This window comes from Candidatus Acetothermia bacterium (assembly GCA_024653305.1).
Classification (GTDB): domain Bacteria; phylum Bipolaricaulota; class Bipolaricaulia; order Bipolaricaulales; family Bipolaricaulaceae; genus JACIWI01.
In genome coordinates, this window is the sequence record JANLFW010000031.1 from 1 (window position 1) to 6,304 (window position 6,304).

At 70.6% G+C, this 6,304-nt stretch carries 7 protein-coding genes; 4 read left to right on the forward strand and 3 right to left on the reverse strand.

Going from position 1 to position 6,304, the window contains the following annotated elements; all coding sequences use genetic code 11:
* Positions 1 to 270 precede the first annotated feature (270 nt).
* The 4 genes from NUV94_07815 (at position 271) to NUV94_07830 (ending at position 2,795) form a co-directional block, all read left to right on the forward strand.
* On the forward strand, positions 271 to 834 hold the full coding sequence (locus NUV94_07815) for an MFS transporter (protein MCR4392643.1): 564 nt from the start codon (positions 271 to 273) through the stop codon (positions 832 to 834).
* Positions 777 to 1,109 (forward strand): hypothetical protein, encoded by a 333-nt coding sequence (locus tag NUV94_07820; GenBank protein MCR4392644.1) that lies wholly within the window; start codon positions 777 to 779, stop codon positions 1,107 to 1,109. The genes NUV94_07815 and NUV94_07820 overlap by 58 nt, the downstream gene beginning before the upstream one ends.
* Positions 1,110 to 1,222: 113 nt before the next feature.
* Complete coding sequence (locus NUV94_07825) at positions 1,223 to 1,834, forward strand: PKD domain-containing protein (GenBank protein MCR4392645.1); 612 nt, start codon at positions 1,223 to 1,225, stop codon at positions 1,832 to 1,834.
* Entirely contained in the window at positions 1,824 to 2,795 is a 972-nt protein-coding gene (locus NUV94_07830; protein ID MCR4392646.1) for an endonuclease V, read from the forward strand. Before NUV94_07825 ends, NUV94_07830 begins: the two co-directional genes overlap by 11 nt.
* Positions 2,796 to 2,800: 5 nt before the next feature.
* Here NUV94_07830 and lpdA read toward each other — a convergent pair whose 3' ends face one another.
* The 3 genes from lpdA to NUV94_07845 form a co-directional block, all read right to left on the reverse strand.
* Entirely contained in the window at positions 2,801 to 4,171 is a 1,371-nt protein-coding gene (gene lpdA / locus NUV94_07835) for a dihydrolipoyl dehydrogenase (GenBank protein MCR4392647.1), read from the reverse strand.
* 150 nt (positions 4,172 to 4,321) lie between these two features.
* Entirely contained in the window at positions 4,322 to 5,194 is an 873-nt protein-coding gene (locus NUV94_07840) for a hypothetical protein (GenBank protein MCR4392648.1), read from the reverse strand.
* 95 nt (positions 5,195 to 5,289) lie between these two features.
* Positions 5,290 to 6,304: T9SS type A sorting domain-containing protein (locus NUV94_07845; protein ID MCR4392649.1), on the reverse strand; the 1,015-nt coding region annotated here is incomplete at its 5' end.

Below are 6,304 nucleotides of genomic sequence, written 5' to 3' on the forward strand. Positions count from 1 at the left end.
GGGAGGTGCGCTGATGGAGCGACACAATGTTTCCATATCCGGGGCGGGGAAGATCTCCGGGGGGATTCGGGCGGTCCGGCTGCGGGTGTGGGGGGCAGGTGAGGTCGACGGGGATGTGGAGGCCGAGAGGATCCGCGTCCTTGGGGCCTGTGAGGTGTACGGAGGGGTGCGGGCGTACGGGGCGGGGACCTCGTGGTCAAGGGCGACCTGCGCCTGCGGGGGGCCGTGGAGGCGGTGGTGGACGCCCAGGCCAAGGCCTAAGCAGGGGCCATGGACGGACCCCCTACGAGTTGGAAACGCCGGTTCTTCACGATCTGGACCGGGCAGCAGGTGTCGCTATTTGGGAGCCAGAGCGCCCAGTTCGCGCTGGTGTGGTGGCTGACCCAGGAAACGGGGTCGGCCACGGTGCTGGCCACCGCGACGCCGGTGGCCATGCTCCCCCCGGTGGTGCTGGGGCCGTTCGCCGGGGCACTCATCGACCGGCTGAACCGCCGACGGGTGATGATCGCGGCCGACGCGGCGATCGCCCTGGTTTCGACGGGGCTGGCCTACCTCTACTGGACCGGGGCGATCCAGGTGTGGCACGTGTACCTGGCGATGGCGGTGCGGGCGGTGGGCGGGGGATTCCGCGATCAACTTCCTCGTCAACCCGGCGTTTTCCCTGCTCCCGCTCCTCGTGAAGGACCACTGCGGGGGCGGGGCGCTCGAGCTCGGCTGGCTGGAGTCGGCGTGGGGGGCAGGGGTGGTGGTGGGAGGGCTCGCCCTGAGCGTGTGGGGTGGGTTCCGCCGGCCTGTTCGTTGCCCTGGCCGCGCTGCTCATCACCGGGGCGATGAACCCCATCGCCAACGGCCCGCTCCAGGCACTGGTCCAGGCCCACGTGCCTCCCGACATGCAGGGCCGGGTGTTCTCCCTGATCGGGGGCGTGGCGATGGGCATGTCTCCGCTGTCCCTGGCCATCGCCGGACCGGTGGCGGACCTGGTGGGAATTCGGTTCTGGTACGTGGTGGGCGGGGCGACGATGATCGCGCTGGGGGCGGCGGGGTTCTTCGTGCCCCGGTGCATCTGGAGGACGACCGGAACAGGGTTGCGGCGGCCCCGCAACCGTTAGACCCCGACGGCCCAACCCACGGCTGACCGGGGCACCCTGTTCCCCCCGCAGTTCTCCCTTCCGTTGGCCGGGGGCAGCGGGCCGGGTAAGCTTGTCCCCGCAAGGAGGCCAGAATGCGCAAGCTCGCGTGCACGATTTTGATCCTGACCTCGCTCGCCCTCTTCGGGTGCCTGAACCCGTCCACCGGGCCGCGGGCGGTGATCGCCACCACCCCCAACCCGCCGCGCGGGGAGTACCCGCTCACGGTGACGTTCGACGGAACCCGGTCCACCGGGGAGATCGACCAATACCTGTGGGACTTCGGCGACGACACCACCGCGGATGGCCCGGTGGTCAGCCACACCTACACCACGATGGCCCAGTACACGGCGTACCTGACCGTGGTCTCCCCGACCGGCCGCACCCATCAGGGGAGCGTGACCGTGGACGTGCGCTCCAAGCGCCCGGTGGCCCGGTTCACCATGTACCCGTTCCCCTACGTCCAAGCCGAGCAAACGATCACGTTCGACGCCTCCGATTCATACGACCCGGACGGCACGATCGTGGAATACATCTGGAACTTCGGCGACGGAAGCTGGACGAGCACCAACGGGCCCCAGACCACCCACGACTACGATGAGGCCGGCACGTACACGGTGACGCTGGTGGTGAAGGACGACCACGGCGACGTGTCCCTACCGGCCGAGAAGGGGATCACCGTAACCGGGAAGTGTTGTGGGGGTTGAGCTGAAGGTTCCGGACGTCCTCGCCATCCTGCGGGACCTCGTCCTCCAGGTCCCGCCGGGGCGGGTGACCACGTACCGGGCGCTCGCCGAGGCGCTCGGGGATCCCGGGGCGACCCCGTTTGTGGCGGAGTGGCTGATGTCCCTGGATGCGGCGGACCTCCCCGTGCACCGGGTGGTGCATGCGTCGGGGGCGGTGGGCCGGGCGTGGGGGAAGATGCCGGAGGAGATGGTGGTCCGTCTGCGGGCGGAAGGGGTGCACGTGGTGGGGGACGAGGTCAGCCCCCTCATCCGCTACTTCTTCTGGGAGTTCCGCACGGACCGGCCGCTTGAGCGCCTGCAGGCGGAGCAGGAGGAGATCGGCCGGCGCGTGGTGCTGGTCCCCCTGGCCGAGGCGCGCACGGTGGGGGCGGTGGACATCGCGTACCGGGGGGACGAGGCCGTGGCCGCCTATGTGCTGGGCGAACTGGGCGGAGATGTGGTGGACTACGTGGTGGCCCGGACGCCGGTGCGGTTCCCGTACATCCCCACCTACCTTTCGTACCGGGAGCTCCCGGCGTACCTGGCGGTGGTGGCGGAGGCGGAGCGGGCCGGGCTTGCGGCGGACGTGCTCCTCGTGGATGGAAGCGGGGTGTTGCATCCCCGGCGGGCCGGGGTGGCCGCCCACCTCGGGGTGCTCCTGGACCGGCCGACGGTGGGGGTGGCCAAGCGCCGGCTGTGTGGGGACGTGAACACGGTGGGGATGGCGATCGGGGAATGGCGGCCGGTGGCGCTCGGGGAGGACATGGTGGGGGCGGCGATCCGGACGGACCGGAACCGGACCCTGTTCGTTTCCCCCGGGCACCGCGCCGATCTTGCGGGGGCGGTGGAGCTGGTGCAGGCGCTGACGCGGGAGACGGCGCTGCCCTGGCCGCTTGCGTGGGCCCACGACCTCGCTACGGAATCCGCGGCCTCCCCGCCGTAGGCCTCCTACGGGGTGTGCAGCGGGCGGTGGAGCGCCGCCAGCGCGGCTTCCCACAGCCCCTCGGGGAAGGTGGGGTGGGCGTGGACCGTTTCCGCGAGCTCGGCGAGCGTGAGCCCGCTTGCGATCGCGAGCGCGGCCTCGGCGATGAGGTCCGAGGCGTGGGGGCCGACGATCTCCGCCCCGAGGAGGTGGCCTTCCCGATCGGCCACCACCTGGAAATGCCCGTCTAGTTCCCCCTCCGCCCACGCCCGGCCCAGTGCCCCGAGCGGGCATCGTCCCACGCGAACCTCGATCCCCTGGGCGGCGGCCGCCTCCGGGGAGAGGCCGACCAGGGCCACCTCGGGCTGGGTGAAGATCGCCTGAGGGATTATGTAGCGTCGCCCTTCATGGGCGACGTTATGTGCCAACCGCTCGGCCAAGAGCAATCCCTCGTGGGACGCCTTATGGGCGAGGAGGGCCCCGCCCCGGAGGTCGCCGATCGCGTAGATCCCGGGAGCGGCCGCGAAGTCCTGGTCGGTGGGCACGAACCCCCGTTCCGGCCGGATGCCCACGTGTTCGAGCCCAAGGCCCTCCGGCTGTGGGCGGCGGCCTACCGCCACCAGCACCGCATCGCCGGGGACCTCCTCCGTGCCGGCCGTGCTACGCACGAGGACGCCGTCCTTGGTGAGCCCCTGGGCGGCGGCCCCCAGGCGGAGTTCGATCCCCTGCCGCCGGAGCGCCTGGCGGAGGACGCCCTCCCCGCGGGGGGAGAGGCCCAATCCGGGGAGGAGCCCGTTCATCATCTCCACCACGGTGACCTGGCTTCCCAGGCGGCGGTAGATGGTGGCGAGCTCGAGGCCGATGGCCCCGCCCCCGACCACCACCAGGTGCTCGGGCACGCGGGGGAGCCCCAGGGCATCGGTGGACGACCACACCCGCTCCCCATCGAACGGAAGCTCGGGGATCTCGCTGGGGGCGGAGCCGGTGGCGAGGACGATGATCTCTGCGGCGAGCGTCTCCTCCCGGTCGGCGAGGCGGAGCTGGCCGGGGCCGGTCAAGGTGGCTTCCCCAGGGATGACCTCCACCCCGACCGCGGACAGGAGTTTTCCGATCCCGGCGCGCAGGTTCTGGATGACCTCGTCCAGCCAGGCCCGCAAGCGGGGGAGGTCGACCTCGGCGGCAACGGCCACGCCCATCCGGGCGAACGCGTCCCGCCGGCCGAGGGGGGTGGTGGCCACGTACAGGGCCTTGGTGGGGATGCATCCCTCGTTCAGGCACACCCCGCCCAGGGCGCGGCGTTCCACGAGCACCGTATCCACTCCGAGCTGGCCGAGCCGGCGGGCGGCGACGTACCCGGCGGGCCCGCCTCCGACGATGGCGACCCGAGTGCGCTCCATGGCGGCCCTAGTTTAAGGGGGGTAGCGTCGCCCTTCATGGGCGACGTCAGGGGGCCGGCGGCGGGGACAAACCCCGCGAACGTAAGGAAGGGGGCTGGGCCACTCGGCCCAGCCCCACCCATGCGGTTGGCTTACCTGTCGCTTGCTACCCTACTCGGTCGGTGCCGGCGGGGCGAAGAGCTCCCCAAAGGTGAACGTCGCCGACAGCACCAGCGACTCCCCCGGATTCGGCATGAGCACGTACGCCGCGTCGATCGCGAGCCCAGCGAGGGAGAACCCCGCCCCTACCGCGAAGTAGTACCCGGTGAAGTCCATCTCCGGGACCACGACCCCGGCCCGCACGGCCAGGTTCTCGATCAGCACGAACTCGAGCCCCGTGCGCAGGTCCCGGACCGCGAAGTCCATCCCGCCGAGCTCCACGTCCGCGGCGAGCTTCAGCGCCCCATCGAGGAGCTTCAGGGCCATCCCCGCCGCATAGAGCGGGGTCACCGTCTGCCCGGCGAGGGTCGTCCCGCCCACGTCCTTGGCCACGATCCCGATCGCGATCTCCGGCGTCAGCGGCAGGAGCGCCCCCACGTCGAACCCGAACCCGGTGGCCGTGTCATCGTCCACCGTCTCCGAGTAGTACTTCAGGTTCACGCCCACCGTGCCGAAGTCCCCGACCTTCACGCCGACCGTGCCCAGGTACGCGTTCGCCGCGTACAGCTCGCCTGCGGTCAGGTCGGCCCAGCCGATCCCGACCGCGTAGCCGGCGAAGCTGAACCCACCGGCGATGTACTGGTACCCCACCATCCCGAACAGCTCCGACGTCGCCCCACCCAGCCAGGCCTGCTCGCCCATCAGGGCGATCCCGGCCGGGTTCCACAGCGCCGCCGTGCCGTCATCCGCCAGGGCGCAGAACGCGCCGCCCATCCCCAGCGCCTTCGCCCCATGACCGCCCTGGAACCCGATGACCCCTTCGTACCCCAGGGCCACCGTGGCCAAGACGCCCACGAGCATCATCGCAATGAGCGCTCTTTTCATCGTCGTCTCCTACCTCCTATCGTCGGGGACAAGCCCCGACGCTACAGGAGGGAGGCGGGGCCGGGGGCCGTGCCCCCGGCCCTCTCCCCCCCTTGCTACCGCTTGATGTACACGAAGCCGCGGAAGGTCCAGACCCTGCTCGGGCTGCCACCCTCCACCACGGCCACGTAGATGTAGGCCCCGTTCCGCAGGGTCCCACCGGTCCACGTGACCGACCCCGTGTTCGTGCCGGACACCTCACCCACCTTGTGCCCGGTGAGGTCGTAGATGGTGATCGTGAGCTTGTCCGCCACCGCGCCCGTCGGCTGGGCCACGATCGCGAACGTGGTCGAGGTTGCAAACGGGTTCGGGGTGATGGAGATGCCGGTCACGTTCGTGAGCGCCGCCGCGGCCACCGTCGCACTCGCCTGCGCCGTGCGCGTGGCGATGATCGGGTCGGTGTAGACCGCGGTGATGGTGCCGAGCTTCACGGCTTCGGGCAGGACGTAGGTCACCCGGAACTTGCCGGCCTGGCCGGCCACCTCCGGGATCTCCGTCCAGCTTGCGAGCTCAGCCCCGTCCTTGTCCTTGAGGACCAGGACCTTCGCCTCGCCCACGATCCTGCCGGCGCCCGCGTACTGCTCGTCGGTCACGGTGATCGTCACCGTGTCGCCCGGGTAGTACGTGGTCCGGTCGAAGGCGACGGAGAGCGCCACTACCGGCGGGGTGATCCCGCCCGCTCCGCCCTCGCTCACCTTGATCGAGATGATCGAGATGTCGGAGTGGTTCGACGGGTCCTGGTAGAAGGCCATGATCGTGTCGCCCGGCTTCGAAGCCAGGTTGCCATCGCCTGGGCTCCGGGCGTCGGCCACGAGGACGCACGTGGTGGACCGGAAGATCCCGGACCCGACCGCGGTCTCGCGGAGGTCCATCCGCTCCCACGTCCCGCGCTGGGCGTTCCACATGAACACCTTCACCGTCTCGGGAATCTGCGAGATCGACGTGTCATTCAAGTTCACGCCACCGGTCACTGCACCGTCGGGCGTCATTTTGTCCGAGTCGCCGCTGGCGACGTACCAGATCGGTGCTGAGTCCTCGCCCGCGTCCTGCGTAATGCCCGAGAACTGAGTG